This is a genomic window from Fuerstiella marisgermanici, from assembly GCF_001983935.1.
Classification (GTDB): Bacteria; Planctomycetota; Planctomycetia; order Planctomycetales; family Planctomycetaceae; genus Fuerstiella; species Fuerstiella marisgermanici.
Genome location: NZ_CP017641.1, coordinates 4,810,547 through 4,831,068, shown reverse-complemented (window position 1 = coordinate 4,831,068; position 20,522 = coordinate 4,810,547). Strand labels below are relative to the sequence as shown.

16 protein-coding genes are annotated in these 20,522 nt (G+C 56.3%); 8 read left to right on the top strand and 8 right to left on the bottom strand.

Going from position 1 to position 20,522, the window contains the following annotated elements:
* Positions 1-65: 65 nt before the first annotated feature.
* Positions 66-1,469, top strand: a complete 1,404-nt coding sequence (locus Fuma_RS18020; protein WP_218922195.1) for an AAA family ATPase — start codon at positions 66-68, stop codon at positions 1,467-1,469.
* 14 nt (positions 1,470-1,483) lie between these two features.
* On the opposite strand, the gene Fuma_RS18015 is transcribed toward Fuma_RS18020, so the two are convergent.
* From Fuma_RS18015 to Fuma_RS17995, 5 genes are all read right to left on the bottom strand, one after another.
* Positions 1,484-3,190, bottom strand: a complete 1,707-nt coding sequence (locus tag Fuma_RS18015) for a hypothetical protein (RefSeq protein WP_077025351.1) — start codon at positions 3,188-3,190, stop codon at positions 1,484-1,486.
* A 354-nt stretch (positions 3,191-3,544) separates the two neighbouring features.
* Positions 3,545-6,526, bottom strand: coding sequence for a hypothetical protein (locus Fuma_RS18010; protein ID WP_077025350.1), 2,982 nt, complete (start codon positions 6,524-6,526; stop codon positions 3,545-3,547).
* Positions 6,527-6,838: 312 nt separating this feature from the next.
* Entirely contained in the window at positions 6,839-7,786 is a 948-nt protein-coding gene (locus tag Fuma_RS18005) for an ABC transporter ATP-binding protein (RefSeq protein WP_077025349.1), read from the bottom strand.
* A gap of 106 nt (positions 7,787-7,892) precedes the next feature.
* A complete protein-coding gene (locus Fuma_RS18000; protein ID WP_077025348.1) occupies positions 7,893-8,288 on the bottom strand; it encodes a GntR family transcriptional regulator in 396 nt (131 codons plus the stop codon).
* Between the two features lie 340 nt (positions 8,289-8,628).
* The gene (locus tag Fuma_RS17995) at positions 8,629-8,928 is read right to left on the bottom strand and encodes a MazG nucleotide pyrophosphohydrolase domain-containing protein (protein ID WP_077025347.1); all 300 of its coding nucleotides are present in this window, start codon (positions 8,926-8,928) and stop codon (positions 8,629-8,631) included.
* Positions 8,929-9,426: 498 nt separating this feature from the next.
* On the opposite strand from Fuma_RS17995, the gene Fuma_RS17985 reads away from it, so the two are divergent.
* The 3 genes from Fuma_RS17985 (at position 9,427) to Fuma_RS17975 (ending at position 11,672) form a co-directional block, all read left to right on the top strand.
* Entirely contained in the window at positions 9,427-10,473 is a 1,047-nt protein-coding gene (locus Fuma_RS17985) for a rhomboid family protein (RefSeq protein ID WP_077025345.1), read from the top strand.
* 154 nt (positions 10,474-10,627) lie between these two features.
* Positions 10,628-11,224, top strand: a complete 597-nt coding sequence (locus Fuma_RS17980) for a GNAT family N-acetyltransferase (RefSeq protein ID WP_077028389.1) — start codon at positions 10,628-10,630, stop codon at positions 11,222-11,224.
* Between the two features lie 52 nt (positions 11,225-11,276).
* Positions 11,277-11,672 (top strand): hypothetical protein, encoded by a 396-nt coding sequence (locus tag Fuma_RS17975; protein ID WP_077025344.1) that lies wholly within the window; start codon positions 11,277-11,279, stop codon positions 11,670-11,672.
* A 107-nt stretch (positions 11,673-11,779) separates the two neighbouring features.
* On the opposite strand, the gene Fuma_RS17970 is transcribed toward Fuma_RS17975, so the two are convergent.
* Together Fuma_RS17970 and Fuma_RS17965 are read right to left on the bottom strand one after the other, a co-directional pair.
* A complete protein-coding gene (locus Fuma_RS17970) occupies positions 11,780-12,688 on the bottom strand; it encodes a glycoside hydrolase family protein (protein ID WP_077025343.1) in 909 nt (302 codons plus the stop codon).
* Between the two features lie 20 nt (positions 12,689-12,708).
* Positions 12,709-14,181 carry a hypothetical protein gene (locus Fuma_RS17965; RefSeq protein WP_077025342.1) on the bottom strand — a complete coding sequence of 491 codons (1,473 nt, stop codon included), beginning with the start codon at positions 14,179-14,181 and terminating at the stop codon, positions 12,709-12,711.
* Between the two features lie 491 nt (positions 14,182-14,672).
* On the opposite strand from Fuma_RS17965, the gene Fuma_RS17960 reads away from it, so the two are divergent.
* Both Fuma_RS17960 and Fuma_RS17955 read left to right on the top strand, forming a co-directional pair.
* The gene (locus Fuma_RS17960; RefSeq protein WP_077025341.1) at positions 14,673-15,473 is read left to right on the top strand and encodes an SDR family NAD(P)-dependent oxidoreductase; all 801 of its coding nucleotides are present in this window, start codon (positions 14,673-14,675) and stop codon (positions 15,471-15,473) included.
* A gap of 175 nt (positions 15,474-15,648) precedes the next feature.
* Positions 15,649-17,412: a hypothetical protein gene (locus Fuma_RS17955; RefSeq protein ID WP_145944239.1), complete on the top strand. Its 1,764-nt coding sequence runs from the start codon at positions 15,649-15,651 to the stop codon at positions 17,410-17,412.
* Between the two features lie 219 nt (positions 17,413-17,631).
* On the opposite strand, the gene csrA is transcribed toward Fuma_RS17955, so the two are convergent.
* A complete protein-coding gene (csrA, locus tag Fuma_RS17950; RefSeq protein ID WP_077025339.1) occupies positions 17,632-17,829 on the bottom strand; it encodes a carbon storage regulator CsrA in 198 nt (65 codons plus the stop codon).
* A 507-nt stretch (positions 17,830-18,336) separates the two neighbouring features.
* Between csrA and Fuma_RS17940 the strand changes: the two genes are divergently transcribed.
* Positions 18,337-18,690: a DUF7079 family protein gene (locus Fuma_RS17940; RefSeq protein WP_077025337.1), complete on the top strand. Its 354-nt coding sequence runs from the start codon at positions 18,337-18,339 to the stop codon at positions 18,688-18,690.
* An 85-nt stretch (positions 18,691-18,775) separates the two neighbouring features.
* Positions 18,776-20,449, top strand: coding sequence for a fatty acid CoA ligase family protein (locus Fuma_RS17935; RefSeq protein ID WP_077025336.1), 1,674 nt, complete (start codon positions 18,776-18,778; stop codon positions 20,447-20,449).
* The last annotated feature ends 73 nt before the right edge of the window (positions 20,450-20,522 follow it).

The window sequence follows — 20,522 nt, the reverse complement described above, 5'->3', positions numbered from 1 at the left end:
CCCGACCTACACCAAACGTGTTAGGCAACGTACGTGGTTGTTTCTTTTTCAGGGGTACATGAATCGTGTCAATTTCTGCAGACGACTCGGCACCAAAACAAGCCGGACTGGATGATCTTTTCGAACGTGTCAACCAGTTGTTGGGCGGACCCGGATCACCGGATGTCGATGACGAAGCTACACAAAAGGCTCCCGCACCTGTGCCCGGCGAAGCATTCACTCCGCGACAGCCGCAAACATTGCGAGAAGCGGGCATCACGGCGGCGTTGCTGGAACGATTGATCGTCAAGTACCTGTTTCAGGTTGGAATGGCGCCCAGTCGAGGCATCGCATCGCAGGTCAGGTTAGCCTTCAAAGTGATCGACCCGATCCTGAAGCAGCTTCGATCCGACAAGCAAATCGATCTGGTCGGAACCACAACCACCGGCGACTCAGAATGGGTTATCACTGACTTCGGCCGTGAACGAGGCAAGCGGTACCACGAAGAGTGCACCTACTACGGCGCGGCTCCGGTCTCACTCGACGACTACGTAAACTCAGTGGCCGCTCAAACCATTGCCGGCCAAGTGGTCACAGCAACCGACCTTCAAGCGGCGTTTGATGGACTGATCATCAATCAGGAAATGCTGAATAAGCTGGGACCAGCGGTTAATTCCGGCCGCGGTATGTTCCTGTTCGGTCAGCCCGGTAACGGTAAGACCAGTATTGCAGAACGAGTGACCGACGCATTTGGATCGGCCATCTGGATGCCTCGATCCATCTACGTCGAAGGCGAGATCATTCGTATCTTCGATCCCGGCGTTCACGAAGCTCTCGAAGATCAGAATCAGGGCGGGCTGCTGGATTCGCAGCAGATCGACCGTCGTTGGATCCGCGTTAAACGTCCAACCGTGATTGCGGGGGGGGAATTGACGATGGATGAACTGGAAGTGACGAAAAACGAGATCTCAAAAATCTGCGAAGCACCTTTGCAGTTGAAGAGTAACTGCGGCACGCTAGTGATCGACGACTTTGGCCGCCAGAAGATGCCCGTCGATGTGCTGTTGAACCGCTGGATCGTGCCGTTGGAAAAACGCTACGACTTTATGAACCTGCCCAGCGGCAAGAAGCTAAGAGTTCCTTTCGACCAGCTCATCATCTTTAGCACAAACCTTGAACCTCGCGACCTGGTCGACGGTGCCTTTCTGCGACGTATTCCCTACAAAATCGAAGTGCCGGATCCGTCAGAGCAGGAATTCCGCGAGTTGTGCGGAATCATGACACGAGTCCTCGGGTTCGAACCAAAGCCTGAATGCGTTGAGTACCTGATTGAAACGCACTACAAGAAGGTGGATCGCCCGTTCCGACTGTGTCAGCCGCGCGACTTGATTCTGCAGGTGCAGAACTACTGCAACTACCATCAGAAGCCTTTGGTCATCACGAACGAAGCGTTCGACTTCGCGGTCGCCAACTACTTCTCGATCATGTAAACCGTCGGGCAACGTCAGTCGCTAATCGTGTCGATGCTTGCCGACAGCACTTCAATGAACCATTGATGTGTCGTCAGGGCCGTAATCATGGCATCTGATTCGCACGTCGCCGTGATCGTCAGTTGCTGTGGAGCAGCGTTGAGGGCGAAGGTGACGTTGTCGTGAATCGGCGAGTCCTCATCGTCCGCAAGGCGAGCGGTGAGGCCTGCCGGTTGTTCGGTCATGTCGAGTTCCGTCAGTACGCGCGCGGGAAACTGCATTGCGAAAGCGCTGCGACTGAGTCGACTGGTGGCCGTGTCCGCGTCGAAGTCACGAGCGATGATCTTTTGGAGGATGCCAAGCGAGTCTTCACGACCGATGGCCATCGCGATGCAGTGTTCCGTCATCACGAAGTAGACGTCACCGTCGGTGCCACCATACGCACCGCTGAGTCCAAACTGCTGCCCGTCCAGCCGATGCATTGGGTAGCCACCGACTTCACCGGAATTCAATTCCCAGTGGCTGTCGTTCATTTTCGAAACAAGCTGAATCGAAGTTGATTCCAGGGCACTGGCCGAATCCAGCGGCATGACAAAAATCATAGTCCGACCACCGTCCGGCAGTGCGACAACCTGAGCCAACAGGTCCAGCTGACCTCGATCGGCCAGTTGCTGAACCACATCGCTGACCGCCGGGTTTGGCGATTCGCCCATGCCGAGTTCCTTTTGCAACCACAGCAGTGACGCCGATGAGAGTTGCGGCAGAATGTTGGTTAGCATTTCCGGCAGCGGAATTGAGAACGCGACGAACGCTTCGTGTTCCGGATGCAGATACGACGCTCCGCGCGACCGCACATTGCTGAGGCGTCCAATATACTGAGCCAGCGGCGACCCCTTGACCGCATCCAGAATTAATTCCACGGAAGATGTGCGGTCGGATTCCGAATAGTCGAACACCAGTTCGAGTCGCTCAGTGTCGTCAAAGAAGGCATCGAACCACGTGGCATACATCCTGTACATCAACGAACGACTCATCGCCGAAAGCGGATCGTCATTGTCGCGTTCCTGAGCCTGCGTCAGCATCGTGGCTCGCATGGCTGCCAATTTTGGCTTCAGAGCCGATCGGCCGAGCTTACGCGGATTGCCTGAAATTGTGAACGTCTTTTGCTGGCGATTCGACTCTACGTCTTTGAGCAGCTGTCGAAGCTGAGCGGCCGTGTCTTTGACGGTCACGTTTCCTTCAAGCTGCCGAACAGCCAGATATCGGTCCGTCGTAATGAAAGCACCGCCATCAACCGTTGTCATTCCATTCGCATCTTGCGTGACCTCTTGTTCTTCGTTCGATTTGCCCAACACTTCTTCCAGTTGCGCGTCCCCGCCAGGAATCACTAAGTCTCCTACCATGCTGAACTTCGGGAACGTGAAGTGGATGTCATAGATCATTCGTCGAGGTGCCTCGTCGGCCAACAGCGACTCTGACGTTACTCCGCCGATGTTGGCCAATTCGAAAATTGCCACATCGCCAACTTCGTTTGCATCATTCGTCTGCGCTAATTCCATGAAGTGTTCTTTTGCCTTCATGGTCGTTCTCAAATCGGATTTCAACGTAATAAGCGGAATCAACTGCACTTCAATCGGCGGCGCTGCCTCTGCGGCTTCGTTCTCTTCGTCTGCGTTCAGAGCTGTGGGCTGGAAGGCGAGAAGCAGCGTGGTCAGAATGAAAATAGAAAATCGAGTATCCATCGCGCCGTGGCTCCGCCGTAAGGAAACGTGCTGTGGTTGAACGTTGGAGCATAACCGAACGCGACAGTTAGTGGCATCGCTGGATGCGATTCCCGGGCTTCCGCCCAGCGGGCGCAAGCGCGTAGCCGTCGGCGCCAGCCGACGGAAAATGCGTTCACATGCGAGAAAGCCCGGACGGGGCGACAGCAAATACCGTGGCGGAGGCTTCTGTCGCCCCATTCGGGGCTGGCGCGTTGTTGTTGTCTCTTACCGTCGGCTGATACCGACGGCTAAGTGCTTCAGCCCTGCCGGGCCAATCGCAGTTTCACGACTCGCAATCTAATTTTGCTACCCGTGTTCCAACCCAGGGGCGGTCTACTTTTTCCCCGTTTCCGCCTTCGGCCTTTCGCCATCCTCCTTCTTCGCTTCTCCACTGGCCTCTTCGACGCCTAAGAACGCGGTGCCATAGATGTGGTCCGGGTAGAGAATGCGGTTGGGATTCGATGGCATGTGATAGGCTTGCCGAAGCGAATGGGCATCGTCCACCCTGGGCTTCAATGTGGAACTTGACAACAGCAACGGCTGGCTGCCGTTTACGGCGAGTCGGGGACTTTGCGAAGGCGTATGCAAAATGAAGTCACGGCCGAACCCGTTCGGAGCAAAGCTGAACGACCCGTGCGATTCGGCATCCTGCAGCCACGGTCTCAATGCTTCCAGATCGTCTAGCCCAGTGAGCTCTTCCGGAAACTCGCCATGCTGCCGGCGGTGCTTTTGCAGAGCGATAATCAGCATCGTCGCGCGGCGGCTGTTGTGAGCCGCCCGAAAGTCACTGTCAATATTCAGCCGATACCCGAGGGGGAACACGTCGGGGAGATCGCCTGACAGGTAGTGGTTGAGGTATCGTTGAGTCGAAAGCATTCGTCGCAGTTCAAACTTCGCCTGCTCGTTTTCCGTTTCGGAAAAGTTCAACACTGTCGCCGCGTTTAGGATCGTCAGAAACCGAGTTCGCTCCGTCCAACTGCTGCGGACGAAAAACTGCAAAGTCTGATTTCCACTATGTGCAATGTCGATTTTCCGCTTCATTAGATACTCTGCATAGCGATCCCAAATCGGCCCCTGCTGGTTGTGGATTGAGTACCAGAAGTTCAATCGATTCGCGAGCATGCTCGTAGAGTACGGTGGCGACGTGTCCAGTGGAGACAGTCGCTCGGTTAATTCGTCAAGTTGTTCCACTGAGATGCGATCGTCTGCGACCACCTGTTGAATTGCCTGGTCGACGACTTGCATCCATGTAAAGGCGTCGACGAATTGAGGATAGCCGATGCTCTCCCGGCCCAGATAATTCAACAACTGTTTTGCCTGAATTAGTCGGGTGACGCAGGTTTCAGAATCGTCGGCTTTCAACGCACGGACAGATTCCTGAATCAGCAGGCCTGCAACTCGGCCCGAAAAGTGCGGGTCGCCGGGCAGGCGATGTCGGATCGGCAGCCACAACTTTTCGCGATCGCTGTTCAGGATCACGTCGAGTGCCGCCACGCCGTTTCGGATTTGATGCGGCGGCGGCGTTTGCACTTCCAGCCCTTGGTGCCCGACGTAAAAGCTCTGAACTCCTTTTGATCCGTGGTAAACAGTCGTCGCTTGGTAAACACGTTCCCATGCGTCCTGCCATTCGGGTGGTGACGGCGCAGGCTGCGTGTGTAGCCCTTTAGCGAATCGTTCAGTATCGGTTGACTTTCCGTTGTTGGAATCTGCAATGATGCTGGCGTGTACCCGCGCGGCCGGCACGGCCACTCGTCCCGCAACATACAACGGCCAGACACACAGAATCGGCAGCCCAACCAACAGCGTTCGTTCCATGCCGATTCGCAGCGACCACTGGCGGTCACTCCATTGTCGTCGAGTCCACGCCGCAGCGGCGAACATGGCCACAATCAGCGGGAAAGCGGCCAGCCACGGAGTGACGTCCTGCAACAGCAGGTGCGTTAGCCAGACGTAGAATCCCAGAAACAACAGAAACGCTGCACAAGTGGCCATCAACAGTTGCCGACACCACACCGCACACAAATGCCCGATTGCGTAGCCACCGCACAGCCACGCGGCGGCGAACGTAAAGACGAATCCAGTACCGGTGTATGTTTCGCCTCGAACTGACCAACCATTGATCGGCAGTGAAACCAGATGGAGCAAATGAGTGACAGAAAACCGACCCGGTCCATGGAACGGATCCTTGCCAACGCGAGCTACGTCCGGAAATGCTAGTGACTCGGCTAGCAGCAGTGCCGCTGTCAGCAACAGCAGCACGGAAACCCACACGGCGTGCCGCGACAGCCAAACCGTCAGCGGCGAAACGCCTTCATGAGACCAGAACAAGCTGTTCAGTTGTTTCTGATCGCTGCGGAAGGTTCTCAGGCCGCATTCCACCGTGAAGAAGGCCAGCAGAAACGGAGTCGCCGGGAAGTCTCCCCATTCAAGGTGAAGTAAAATCGTCGGGACGATCAACAGCAGGCCGATGATCGCAAACGGAACAGCCGATCGTAATTGCTGCCACACCAGCACGGCCCAGGTTCGTCGCATCAACGGAGACTTCGAAGCCGCTCGCGCTAAGCCCGCGGTCCACCAACTAGTTGTCGAAGTGGGTAGCCTCAGCGATATACGGCCCACCACCGAAGATATACTTCCGCCATTGCCGTACCGTCCCACGCCGCGATGCCAACGTGGCATTAACATGCCGCAGGCAACGACCGCACTGACGATCACCGGGACGCTCCACAGCGAGCCCGCGCCGTTGGCGACGATCGACACGAACATCGTGTAACCGAAAAAGGTGGCGGCGCACCAGCCCATCGCTGGCAGCACTCGGCGACCGAGCAGACTCCACACGATGCTGAACAGCACCAACACCGTCGCACCCACGACCATATTTGCGAGGTCTGATTGCGGAGGCAGGTGTATTGATGTGCCGAATGTCTGTAGGTCGCCGGTTTCCCACAGGCTGGCTGCTACGTGAAGCAACACCACGACCACCCCGCAACTGACGGCCATCAGCAGAGTCGCCGTGAATGTCGTGAAGATCTTCGCGAAAAACAGAGTGGACGTTTTCACCGGCAGATGCCGCAGCCATTGAGCGGTCCGGTTGTCTTCTTCACCGGTGAACAGGATCATGATCGACAGAATCGACGCGATGGCGCAAGTGAGCAGCGAAACAACCGCCATGACGCTACCGATCTCGCGGTGCGGTTTGTCCAGCACCATCAAAAACAGCAGCCCCAGCAGAGCAACAAACGTAAGCAACGCCAGCCACAGGTTTCGCTGGGATCGATATTCTTTCCACACCAGTCGCAGGAAGGGGCTGTTCATATTTGGTTCCTCGCCGTAGCAAATTCGCCACGCAGTGGCGCAGGCACGTAGCCGTCGGCGTCAGTTGACGGAACGTGAGTTTCTATGTGCCAAAGCCCCGGATGGGGCGACAGCAGTTTCGTACCGCACTTGCTTTTGCCCCATCCGGGGCTGCTGTGCGTTGTTCTTGCTTTCCGCGGGCTCATGCCCACGGCTACGTGCTTTGGCCTCGCCCAGGCCAATCGCAGTCTCATAAAGCCTAAATCTGAGTGTGCCATCGATGCGTCATGCCGGAACAAGCCCCGGCGACGGACAACTGCGTTCTCTCCGCATTCATCCGTGGTTCTCTACAGCAGTATCTGTTTTAACCTGTGCCGTCTTCTGTAACGGATCGCGGCGGTATTCACGCAGGATTGCCAGCAGAATGTCTTCGAGGTTCGGCTTTCGTATTTGCGGTTCCGGTAGGCTGGCCGATCGGCATGATTCCCGAAGCTGAGCTTCATTCAGATCGCGTACCATCCAAACATGATCGTGCCCGAATGACACATGAGCGAGGTTGATGCCGGGCATCGCGGGTGGCGGAGTTGTTTCGTCCGGCATGCTGATGGCAACCTCGGTCGTGTCGCGTTTCAGGTCGTCCAGCCGTTCTACGCAGACCAGCTTTCCATTCAGCAGAATTGCAACAATGTCGGCTACGCGTTCCACTTCCGAAACCTGATGGCTGGACAGCAGCACGCTGCGACCTTCCGCCGAAACGTCGATCATGCTTTCCAGAAACTCACGCCGCACCAGCGGGTCCAGGCCGGAAGTCGGTTCGTCCAGAATAAGTAACTCCGGTCGATGAGCCATCGCGAGCGACAGCGCTACTTTGGCTCGCATGCCTTTCGACAGGTTGGCGATCTTTTGCTTTCCGTCGAGATCAAACTTCGTGGTGAGCTTGTCGTATTCGGCCTTATAGCCGGTTGGATAAAAGCCGGCTGCGAACCAGCCGATTTCCGCAACCGTCATCCATTCGTACAGCGGCGGTTGATCAGCCACGTAGCCGACTCGACCACGAATTTCCAACGCGTGAGTTTTGCTGTCCATGCCGAGGGCTTCTGCGAAACCGGCATCGGGTTTGTCCAGGCCCAGCAGAATGCGAATCGCAGTGCTCTTGCCCGCCCCGTTTGCTCCCAGCACGGCACAAACGACTCCCGGCGGGATTTCCAAGGTGACGTCGTTAAGAGCGACCGTCTGGCCGAAACGTTTGCTTAGGTTCTTGAATTTAACAACGGGTTGCATCGGTGTGTCCCTGAAGAAAAATTTGTAGTCGAAGTCGCCAAACCTTCTGTGCCGCCGACATGTACAAAAAAGGACTTCTGGCGAAGTCCACTGCGATGCGCATTCGCTAAGGGGGCCCCACATTCTGAGACAGCTCGGTCCATTCTTCGTCTACCAGAGTTCGGATTTCTTCGACGGCAATTTGGTTCTGAAGAGCTTCCTGCAGCACCGACCGCAGTCGGTCGCGGATCATCTGCAACCGTCCCTGCTGGCAGATTTTCTTCGCCTCCATCGACACCGCCAGTCCGGTGCCGCGTATGGAATTCAACACGCCCTGCTGCTGCAGTTCGCGATAAGCTCGGGCCACCGTGTTGACGTTCACGGCCGTTTGAGTCGCCAGTTCGCGGACGGAGGGCACTCGTTCTCCCACCAGCAGCGAACCGTTGGCCACGGCGAACTTGACCTGCCGCTCAATCTGTTCGTAGATGGGAATCCCGTTGCCGGCATCAATGTGACAAATCATGTCTCGCTCCGACTGGTGTAATAGTCACCTATTACGGTAGTCGTGCGGGGCAGATTCGTCAACGCTGAATTTGAAAGAAAATTCGCGAATAAGGATTCCTGAATACCGAATGCTGAGCAGGGAATCTTCGACAGGGACGGAGAGTCGCAGTCAGAAATCGCCGCGACGATGTCCCGCGTCTCAAAATCTGAGCCACCAGAATGCAGAAAAGGGCGACTCAGCAGCCTAAACGTGAGTCGCGCGTCCCTTCACCATTTGAGCGTCCCCGTCCGACTTCTAACGCCATCTATCCGCTGCAGGTCTTCCCCAATTCTCCATTCCCCACTTCCCCGATTCGCACTCAGGGTTTTTCGGCGTCAGAGCACTCGCACACCATGCGTCCGCAGCCGGGGCAGCCGCTGCCATACTTCAACTGCATGGCCTCCGTCAGATTGATGCCGGCCACGTTGGCGATTGTCGCCAGCCAGGCCAGAACGTCGGCGAATTCCTTCGCTTGTTCTTCTTTCGATGATTCTCGCAAGGCCGCCGCCAGCTCGCCCACTTCTTCCATCAGCCACATAAACGTGCCTTCCACGCCGCGAGCTTCGTCTTTGCGTGAGTACATCTGGTCGATCAATTGCTGCAATTCGTCAAGCGTCATGGCGGTTCTCAGTTAAGCGAAGGTGGAAAGCGGTGAGTTTAGAATGCGGGACAGTTCCGAGAAAGGGAGGGAAGTCGAGGTCCGGACCGGAAGGCCGAAGCATAATGTCGAATGGCGAAGGGAGGCTCAGTGGGGCGGCGATCCGAGCGTAGGAATCGCCGAAGACCGCGACCGAGGCGCGAGGAGGAAGCAGGACGACAATTCCTGAAGCGACCCACAGGAGCACCGCCGGCGCTTTGGCCTCCGCACCGTCACCCGCCCGCCACGCCAATCGCCCGTCGGTGCATACCGACCCCCGCTGCATACCGGCCCGGCCTTTGATTGCGTGACCGGGGGTGGATAAGATGTGGAGACACGGAATACCATCAATCGGGCGTTGCAGCGTTTCACGCTGACTTGTGGCCGTGGAAATCGTTTTTTGTTCTACGTGGGCCGGTTGCCAGGAGCCAGAACCGTCCACAACAAAACGTAAATTGCTCTAGACGGACACGTACAGGAATGGGACTGGAAAATCGCGACTACTTACGAGACGAAAGCTTCCGCTATTCGTCCGGGCCATCGTACGGCAGCGATTCGCCGACGTGTCGAAAGCTGATCATCGTCACACTGGTCGTCTTTGTCGCTCAGGTGCTGGGTACGCGCCAATGGACGCAGGACGAATTGATTGAACGGCGAGACTCACTGATCGCTGAACAACAGATTGATGCGGCGGACGAGCTGGCTGTTGGCAACGACCTTCGACGCGACAACCGCATCACTCAGAACACACCGCTTGACTATCGAACATTGGGACTTCCTCCCGCAGTGCCGATCGTTCAGCAGTGGTTCGAAATGCATACGTCGCGCGTCTTCACGGGACAAATTTGGCGGTTGCTTTCCTACGCCTTCTGCCATGACCGCAACGACCTGCTTCACCTTGCGTTTAACATGCTGCTGCTGTGGGTCTTCGGACGCCGGCTGGAAGCGATTTACGGGTCGACAGAATTTCTGATTTTCTATCTGACGTCTGCTGTGGCCGCGAGCGTCGCGTATCTCGGCCTGGACCTTGTGACCGGCGACAACGTGCCCATGATCGGCGCGTCGGGAGCCGTGCTGGCCGTGGCGATGCTGTATGCGTGTCATTTTCCGACGCAGATTATCAAGCTGTTTTTGATCATCCCGATCGAAGTCCGGTGGGTCGTGGTTTTGATCACGGTGTTCGATTTGTATCCGGTGTTAAGAATGCTGTCGGGCGAGCCAGTGGGCGACTCGGTAGCTCACGCGGCTCATCTGGGCGGTTTGGGGTTCGGTTACTTTTATTCCAAACGCAACTTCCGACTGGCTCCCTTCTGGCAGAACACTCAAACGTGGTTCAAAGGCAAGCGGCGGGGTTTTAAAGTCGTGCGGCCGGACAGTTCAGGAAGCTCAGCAAAGACAACGAAGCTCGCGAACGAGATGGACCGCATCCTTGCGAAGATCAGTGAAAAAGGGGAAGCGTCCCTGACGAAGGGCGAACGTAAAACCTTGGAACAAGCCAGTCGCGAGCTGCGTGACCGTCGAGGCTAACGACGCTCATGCGACCACCGTCCAGTGCTCAAGTTCCGCGATCACTGACGGCGAATCGCGAGGGCTGAACCTCCAGAGCGCTGCGAACCTTCACGCCGCGAGCGTGTCGCGCAGCCAGGTGTTTGCTTCTCCCAAAACCATTCAAAGCTCAATCATGATCACAATAGAATCCGTCACGCTCGAAGGCAACGGCGTTCGGCTGGAGCCTCTGACTGCTGAGCATCATGCTGATTTGGCCACAGCTGCGAGCGATGGCAACCTGTGGGAACTGTGGTTTACGGCCGTTCCAATTCCGGAACAAATGTCGCAACACATCGCGGATGCGTTGCAGAAGCAGGCTGATGGTCACATGCTACCGTGGGTCGTGCGAGACCTGAGCAGTGGTGAGGTCGTCGGGGAAACTCGCTATCACGACATTAACCCGCCAATCGATCGTGTGGAAATCGGCTACACGTGGTACGCGAAACGGTGGCAGCGAAGTTATGTCAACACAACGTGCAAGTTGATTCTGATGACGCACGCGTTCGAAACGCTGGGGTGTGCGGTTGTGGGTTTAAGAACCGATAATTTTAACTTCCAATCGCAGAAAGCCATCGAAGCGTTGGGAGCGAAAAAGGATGGCGTCATTCGACATCATTCGCCGCGCCGAGACGGTTCTGTTCGTGACACGGTGATGTACAGTGTTCTGAAACAGGAATGGCCCGACGTCAAAAAGCACCTTGAGGGACGCTTGCATCGCTGGGCAGTGTGAAGGAAACGGGCAGTAAGAATGCCGCATTTGTTAACATGAAGGAGCCTGCAGTTTGCCGCAGATCGTACACGAAATTCGTTTAGCCGGGCCGTGGGAACAGCGGTCTAACGACGCCGACGATTGGCAGCGAACCCGTTTGCCGTATCAAATCGACGCTGCAACCAGCGACCATTGTTTGCGTCGAAAGTTCCATCGGCCCAGTGGACTGGAAGCTGCATCGCGACTGGTGTTGGCTTTATATGCTGACATTTCCCTGCAGGAGGTTGTCATCAACCAGGCGGTCATTGAATTGACTGAGCAGCAGGACGGCGCATCGAACCCTGCAATCTATCTGTTTGACATCACTGCCGCAGCGGCCGACTTCAACACGCTGGAAGTTCGAGTGTCTCAACCAGACGACGGCAAGAGTCATAGCTTGCACGAGGCACGATTGCAGATTGTGGAATGAGGGTGCGCAGCATCGGCGGTGCTTCTGTTCGACGATTGTTCGCGGCTTATTGCCCTATCGTTCGGGCAGTGTACATCTGCCACGTTTCGCGATAGTAAGCTGCACGGCTATTTCGCGTAGTGCAGGTCGACCTTGGCGTGCATTGTGTACAGTCGAAACCGCTGGCCATCGTGGACCAGTACGCCGCTGGATTTGTTTTCGGCGATCGGCAGTACGGGGCCGCCGACACACTTTTCCCAGTGCTTCAGATCGTCAGACACGGCAAACCATGTGCACCAGTCTCGCGGCTTTGTCGCTGTGCCGGTGCCGTGCATCACAGCGAAGTAGCGATCATTGTGCTTGACGATCTGGTTCATCGCGATCATCAGTCGATCGTATTTTTCCGGACCGGGAACAATCAGCGGATCGTCGCTGACGTTTGTCCAGACCTGCATGTCTGTCGACGTGGCCAACCAGATGCCGGCGTCGCGTCGTTCGTAAAACAGATACCATGTGCCGTTTTCGAACCACGCGGTCGGCGTTCCATACGGTCCCGCCGGAATCTTTCTCCCGCTGGTTAAACGCACATCCAGCCCCCCTTGTCGCGTCCAGCGAATGCCATCCTCGGATGTGAGCAGATGCGGTTGATCGCGCTGGCCTTCGGCAAACATATAGAAGGTGTCTTGCCGCTTGACGACCATCATGTCCTCGATCCAAAAGTCGTCGTAGATCGGGTTTTCCGAGTGCCGCGTCCAGTGGATGCCATCGAGCGACGTCGCGTAGCCCAGTTTCATCGTGAGTGGTTTTTGATCCGGATTATAGCCGGTGTACCACATGCGATACTGGTCGCCGTCCTTTAGTATCCAGCCTCGCTCACGGATCAGCGCGTCCCATTCGCCCGGAGCGGATTTGAAGACGGGGTTATCTTCGTACGCTTCGAATTCGCGGAACTCGACGGGCAGATTCTGGCCGAAGACGAAGGAAGGCAAGCAACAGAGGGCGAAAGCCAGAAGCGTGATGACTCGAAAGCTGGTCATGCGAAATTTTGAGTCAGTCTTCAGTTACCGCCGCCGCCCTGAGCAGGCGGATTTGCGGCGGGCATAGCCAGCGGTGGGCAGGACGGATCGAATTTCAAATTGGCGGGTTTGTTTGCGGTCACCCATTGAAACAGCTTGCCTAAGTCGTTGCGCGATATGCCTTTGGTCTGAAACAGCATGTGATGGATTAACGGAATCGCGCTATTGTAGGCTTCGCGGACAACCTCACTCTTGTCTGCTCGATTCAGAAATCCTTTTGGCAACGCATCGGCCGGGCGGCCCGTCGCTTCATCGCGGTCCCAGTGATGAAAAGCCGTGTACAGATAGGATGCGCAGAGGACCCATTTTTGATCTTTCTTGTCCTGTGCCTGGTTAAACTTGAATGCCGTTTCTGTTGCCAGATCAGCGGTTGCCCAGGCCAGCACGTCGAAATTCATTTGAGCGTCATAGCCCGCTCGCCCCAGCACTCGTGCCGCACGGCAGCGAGGTAGAAGTTCGAACGACGGATTGCGTAGAAATTTGGCCGCCGCACAAATCGCAATCGCCTGCTGCGGCGCCACAACTTCGCGAGCGATCGTGACTTTTTCCAGAGTGGCCAGCAGGAACACCTGATACGACTCATCAAGAAACGGCTTATCCAGTTCTGTCGCGACGGCTCGAGCAAACGCGGCCTGAATCTGCGGAATGGCGTCAGCCTTTTCCAGATAGTTGACCATTGTATTGGCCACTCGCACCTTGACTGCATCCGGTTGATCTTTGTCCATCATGATGCGAACAAGTTCGTCATCGACCTTGTCGTACATCGTCAGTCGTGCGCCGCCGGTGGAAGGAACCACTTCCAGATCCTGCAACACTTCAATCGCGGCGGACCGAGCCAACAGATTATGCTTCATTAGACCCTGCAAAAGCGTGAACGTTTCGCCCATCACGAGTTCACGGAACTTTGCCTTGGCTGCCGGATTGATTTTTCCTGCGCCTGCCCGCCCCAGTTCGTTTCGCAGTTTTTTCACTGCATTTTCGAAGTCCAGCGGAACGGCCTGCACGTCCTTGTCTGACAACGACAGCACCATGAACTTTAGTCCGGTCTTAATGGTCTCCAGATCCTTCTGCTTCGGCATGTCGCCCTGAAACAGGAGACTGCGGAAGTCACGTTGGACCTTCTGATAGTCCGTCAACACCTGAGGCGTCATGGTCATTTGCAGGCGACGCAATTCCTGAACTCGTCGCCGCTGATCTCGCAGATAATCATCTTTAGTTGTGGGAGCGACCTCCGGTGCGATGCCGGGCAGAGGTTTCGGGGCGGCCGGTTTCGCTGCCTCTTTACCAGTGGCATCACCTTCGCCGGCTGCAGCTGCCGGGGGCGCAGATTGGCCAGCGGCGGCACCTTCGTCAAAGGCGCGAGCATTCGTCAGCGGTCCGCCGACGGTGGCTATTAACAGCACGACTCGCAGCAGAGTCGCGGGCCATCGTTCAACTTGATCTGTTATCGGCATAAATCCCACCAGGTCTGTGAGACGTCTTTGTCTCGACGATTCACCAATTGATACGCTGTCGATAAGAACCAACGATTCACGGCCAATCAGAAAAACTCACTCGCCGGCAGGTCATCCGCAGACGTCTTTCCGTGAGCAATGGGGGTTATCAGTAAACGGCAAAAACATCCGGCGAACTTATCGCCGCTCGCTTCGCCGCGCTAGCTACGCATATTGGAAGACACTATTTCTTATGAAGTCAGGTTTTCAGAACAGCCGACGCACGCAGATTTGAGCGTCGGATTGAATGATCTGAGGCACTGGGCTCGTTAGAATGACAGGTTGAAGGATTGCCGTCCAGTGTTCGGCCAGACTAACAAATCTACCGCAAAACGCCACAGGATATTGCCTGCGACGCGGGATCTGCAGCTCGCATTCCCGAAGAATCGGATTTTTCTGTTCTGATCCATTTATTCGACAAAGTTCACGCACTGAAAAAGGGACGAGGTAGCTTGGAGACCGAACTGAAAGATTCCGGCGTCATTGTCGTCGGCGGCGCCAGCGGTATTGGACGGGCGTGCGTTGAAGGTTTCCTGAACGAAGGCGCGAATGTCGTCGTGTGGGATGTCGCCCCGAATGTCGCAGAAACGGCGGCGGACCTGCACGCCGAACGTTGCCTCGGCCTGACAGTTGACGTGCGAAACTTTGACGCCGTGGCCGCTGCGGCGGCAGAATCGGAATCCGCATTCGGACCGATTCAGCATCTGGTTCACGCAGCTGCTATCGGGTCCGGGCAGTTTGGCGCCCCGTTTACCAGGCTGCAGCCTTCAGACTGGGCCAATGTGCTGGACGTCAATATCAATGGCATGGTGAATGTGGCTCACGCGATCGCTCCCGGAATGGTCGACCGGCGTCAGGGGACAATGGTGTTTGTGGCGTCAGTTGCCGGGCAAATTGGTTCTCCCACCGATCCGCCGTACAGCGCGTCGAAGGCGGCGAACATTAATTTTGCTCAGGTGATGGCGAAAGACCTCGCGGGCGACGGTGTGCGAGTTAACACGGTGTGTCCCGGAATGGTCAAGACACCTCTTAATAGAAACGTGTGGCAGTCATGGAACGACCGGCAAAGTGAAGCCGACAAGCGGACTTACGACGAATGGGCGGCCGAGAAGATCGCTCAACTGGTTCCGCTGGGCCGCTGGCAACAGCCGGAAGACGTGGCCAACATGGTCGTGTTCCTGTCGTCGAATCTGGCTGCCCAGGTGACAGGGCAGACGATCAACGTCGACGGTGGCTACGTTATGCACTCGTAGATGTCGATGCTTGGCCGCGAACACGCAGAACCTGCCGATTTGGTAAAAACCGAATGAGAACCGGCTGCACGGCGACGGCATTGCCTGTCTTCTGATCTTGCGACGGAAACGCGATCAGCGATAAAAATCGAGCTTGGTACGTTCTTCGTCCGTTCGTTCGTGGTAGATCCGCAGGATGTGGTGCCCCCACTGTCAATCAGAAACCAACGCTGTCGGCTCCGGCTTATCGGAGAAGTTGCGCTGCGAATCGTGCGGTAAAGCCTTCATTTCCAGCAAGCCGTCAGATTCGAGTATCCGCCAGGCGCGGGATATTATCGCTCGTTGGTCGTCCGATGATCTGCTGGATCGCATTACGTCGCTTCCTGATATCCCCGCGATGCCGAAGCCGCATTTTGCAATCGAGCAACGTGAACAACACGGGGAACGTTCCGCTGAAAATAACGAACAGCGAGCCAGCGACGTCAATCCTTCAGGTAAGCAAACTCAGGCCGATGGCCCTGCCCCGCCAGCGGCCGAGCCTACCGCGACTGATGAGCAGAATAACAGTGTAGATGACCAGCAGGACTCTACTCAGGGCTTGATGGAAGAGTCGGATCGCATTTCGGATGAGCCAACTCGTGATCAACAAATTACGGACGACAGTCCAGCAATGGCGCCGGTCGCGAGCACAAATGAAGACACCGCACCGAAGACCGACGCCGCGATAGAACAAACGCCGGTGGTCTCCACGCCCCGCAAACCGGAAGAGACGCAGGAACCAGTCGCAAACACCAGTGCCACTGCAAAGTCGGCGCTGTCCGTGGAAGAGCTTTCGCAGCAGTTCGGGCTGACGGCCGCTCAACCGAAGTTCTTTCCCGCCTCTGCTCCGCATAACGCTGCGAAAACTGCAGATGCAACTGAGTCTGCTCCGGAACCGGATCAGAAACCTGCCGAACCGATTTCGCCTCCGCCACAGCAGGAATCGAACACACCGGTCGCCGCTGAAGAATCGGAATTGGCTGAGGTACCGGAAGCTTCCGAGGAAAAAGCAGACACGGCTTTGCAGATTGCAGCACCAGACGAGCCCGAAACCAGTCAGGCAGAAGTGAGCCAGCCAGAATCCAGTCAGCCGGAGCTGCAGGACGATACACCAGAAGACACATCATCAGCGCCGTCGACGATTCAACCGGAGCCGGTCGTCGTTCCTCTTGTCCAGAAGCAACGGCGGACTCAGCGGCGAGTTCCTCAACGGCGGCAGCAACAACCACGTCGCAGCACCGAGACAAATTCCGACAAAGGACCAGCAACTGTGAGCCGAAAACTTCGCGTGGATTCGAATAGCGAACTGGAACCTGAAACCACCGACGATGAAGCTCAGTCGGTTTCCGGCAGCCGCATTCAAAGCAACTCGCCAACCGGTGGACGACGGTTTCGTATTGACGACAGCGAAGACGTGCAGCAGACGCTCGGCACCAGCGACGGGCGAACTCGCACAGACTCGCGGCACCGTGACCGTTTCATCGATGAAGCTCATGACACGGCACTCCGCGGACCTCATTTTCAGGTCACCGCACCGAAGCGTTCGAACATGACGTCGCTGACCGGACAGTTTCTGGCGTACCTTGGCGTGTTGGGCCTGACCATCGGAACGGCGATGGTCATCTACGGCCACTTTGGCGGGTATTCAGAATACACGCCGACAGGTTGGCTGGTCACCACGGTGGCTCAGATGATGCTGTTCCTGGGCGTCATCAATCTGGTCTCCGGTGGCATCGAACAGAACAACGATGACGTTTCGGCACGCATTAACAATCTGGGTGAACAGTTAATGAGGATCGAATACGTCACGGAGCAGGCTTTGCGCGGCCCGAAAATTTCAGCTCACCGCTACGCCGATCCTAGCGCGCCGATTGAACGATCAGAACGGGAAACGGTCACTGTGGGCAAACGCACTTCGTGATCCCAGCCATGCGGGCATTCAACCCGCCAGGAGGATGGTTTGCGCTAGCCGCCTCACGATCGAAGCATCGCGCATAAAAAAACGCCGGACCGTTTAAAACGGGTCGGCGTTTTGTGTGTTGCAAATGGCCACTCCGCCACCGATTGAGGGGACGGGAAGGTTCGGCGAAGACCGGAGTGGTATTTTGCGGCGTTCTGCAGATTGACGGCGGCTATGCCTTCAGTCCACTGCTGGCTTTTCGGACGAGTCCGTCGCTTCGCGTTTAATCGCTTCGTAAATTTCTTCACGATGCACGCTGACGTCACGCGGGGCGTCGATGCCAAGGCGAACTTTGTCGCCTCGGATTTCGATAACCATCAACGTGATGGAGTCGCCGATTACAATCTTCTCGTCTTTTTTTCTACTGAGTACAAGCATTTCAAAATCCTCGGTCAATCTTTCTTCTTGAATGATCGCCGCCCGTCCCCAACATCGCCGATTCCTACAGTCGCAACCGACAAGGGCAAGCCGTGCCAAACAGAACGCATGGTCCTTTGCGGACGCTATCCGTCCGTCGTGTCTGAGTCTAAAAAGCAAGATCGGCCGTTGGCGACGACTTTCTGCGAAAATTGCTGCTCGACAGACCGTCAGACCACAACTTCAGCCGGTTTGTTCCAACGGTGCCGACTGTGACGATGACGGTCGTGAGGGTTATGACGGTCGCAGTGATTGCGCAGTAATCCGCTAACCTGGCAGGGGCAGTAGCTCGTAAGGACTAGTCATCTCGGGCGAGGCTTCTTCGAATTCTGGTGTTGGAATTAGTGGCGGTGTGCGCGCGACTTCATCGGTGGTTCCCGGCTGCGTGATGTTTTCTTTTTGCAGGATGCTGTGCGATACTGAAACGCACGCAATGACGTCAACCATACAGGAACTGTCAGACTGAAAGTGACTGAAGAAGAAATCAATACGCGCGTACCGGTTTGGGTTGCACTCTCTGATCTGTATCTTGACGCTCCGATCGATGACGCGCCTTTAAAACGCATCGCCAGCACCTTGCATGCTTCTGCCTATTCGATTGGTGAACTTGAGCAGATATTATTTCACGAGGTGCATCCGGTTTGCGCTGAAAACCTTAAGTCTGTCGCTGGAAACTGGTCCGGATTTGATGAGAGCGAACTGGTTCAGGCGATTGTTACTCGATTGGAGCGGAGACTTAGTTTCCCGTGGCCGGATTCGCAACAGAAAGAACTCCAAACACTCTGGAAGCAGATTGAAATGCTACTCAGAGGGTTAGGCTAACTCGTTCGGATTTCAAACAACGATGGCTGCCGACTTCAAACCCCTTGGTTAAGCCGACCACGTCCGGTCACTACCTTCATAATCTATGCCCCGCCCACTCAACATTGCCGACCGTCTTCGCACATCTGCCGCTGCTGCGCCTTATCAGAAGGCGGTTGTCTTTCCGGAAGGTCGAGACGCTGCCGGCCGCGTGTCTTACACGCATCTGACGTTTACTCAATTGGATCAGGAAGCCGACCGGATCGCTCGTGGGCTGATCAAGTTGGGTGTGAAGCCTGGTGATCGGTTGGCCATGTTTGTGCCGCCGTCGCTGGAATCGATCGCGTTGACGTTTGGCGTGTTTCGTTCCGGTGCCGTGTGCATCATGATCGATCCGGGCATGGGCCGTTCGAACGTGTTTCGCTGTCTGGATCAGTGCGAACCGCACGGGTTTATCGCGATCCCCATCGTTCACGTTGTGCGAAAGTTGAAGTTCCGCCGGTACGGCCACGCAAAGCTGAACGTGATCATCGGCCCGAAGTCCGGGAAGCTGGGTAGTCTTTCGTACAGCGAACTGATCGCGTCAGGCCGTGACGACAGCAGCCCCCTTCCACAGACTCAGGCGACCGATCAGGCGGCCATTATCTTTACCAGCGGCAGTACAGGACCGCCGAAGGGCGTGACTTACGAACACGGCATGTTTGATTCGCAGGTTGATCTGATTCGCGATCGCTTTGGTATTCAGCCGGGAGAAGTCGATCTGCCTGGCTTTCCGCTGTTCGCGTTGTTCAACACGGCGATGCAGGTGACGACCGTCATCCCGGACATGAACCCGACTCGCCCTGCCGACGTTGATCCGGTGAAAATTCTGGAATCGATCAACGACCACGGGGTCACTCAGGCATTCGGTTCGCCTGCGCTGTGGAACCGCGTTGGTCGCTATTGCGAAGCGAATGCTGTCAAGCTGCCTACGCTGCGCCGAGTTCTCTCAGCCGGTGCGCCAGTGCCTAACCACGTGCTGCACCGGATGACCAGTGCGCTGAGCGGCGATTCGGATATCTTTACGCCGTATGGCGCGACCGAATGTTTGCCGGTGTCAGCCATCGGCGGACGACAGGTGCTGGAGCAGACGGCCGCTCAAACGGCGCAAGGAGCGGGCACGTGCGTTGGAACCGTCTTTACCGGGATGCAGGTTCGCATCATTGATGTGACGTTCGATCCGATCGCTGATATCTCACAAGCGAAGGAATGCGGACCTGGCCAGATTGGTGAAATTATCGTGAAAGGCCCCGTGGCCACTCGAGAATACTTTCGTCGACCGGATGGCACGGCGCTGGCTAAGATTTCGGACGGCGATGGCTTCTGGCACCGCATGGGTGACACGGGATACTTCGACGACGAGGGGCGATTGTGGTTCTGCGGTCGGAAGGCTCATATCGTGTTCACAGAATCCGGTCCGCTACATTCCGTGCGCTGCGAAGCGATCTTCAACCAACACCCAAAGACCTACCGCTGTGCTTTGGTGGGAATAGGATCACGCGGCCAACAGATTCCTGTCATCGTGGCAGAACCGGAAGCGGGCCATTTTCCCGAATGCCGGGCGGCCGTCGATGCGATGCGAACAGAACTGCTGGCCCTGGGGGCCGCGAATGAGCTAACGAACTCTATTGGCGAGGTCCTGTTTCACAAGTCTTTGCCCGTGGACACGCGTCACAACGTGAAAATTAACCGCGAGTTGCTGGCTGTCTGGGCGGCGAAGCGGCGGACGCCGAGTGCTTAGAGGGACGCAATTGACTTTGCTGACGGGATGGTTTGAGCCCCTTCGGCTGCTGTATTCGGCCTGCCCGCAGTCT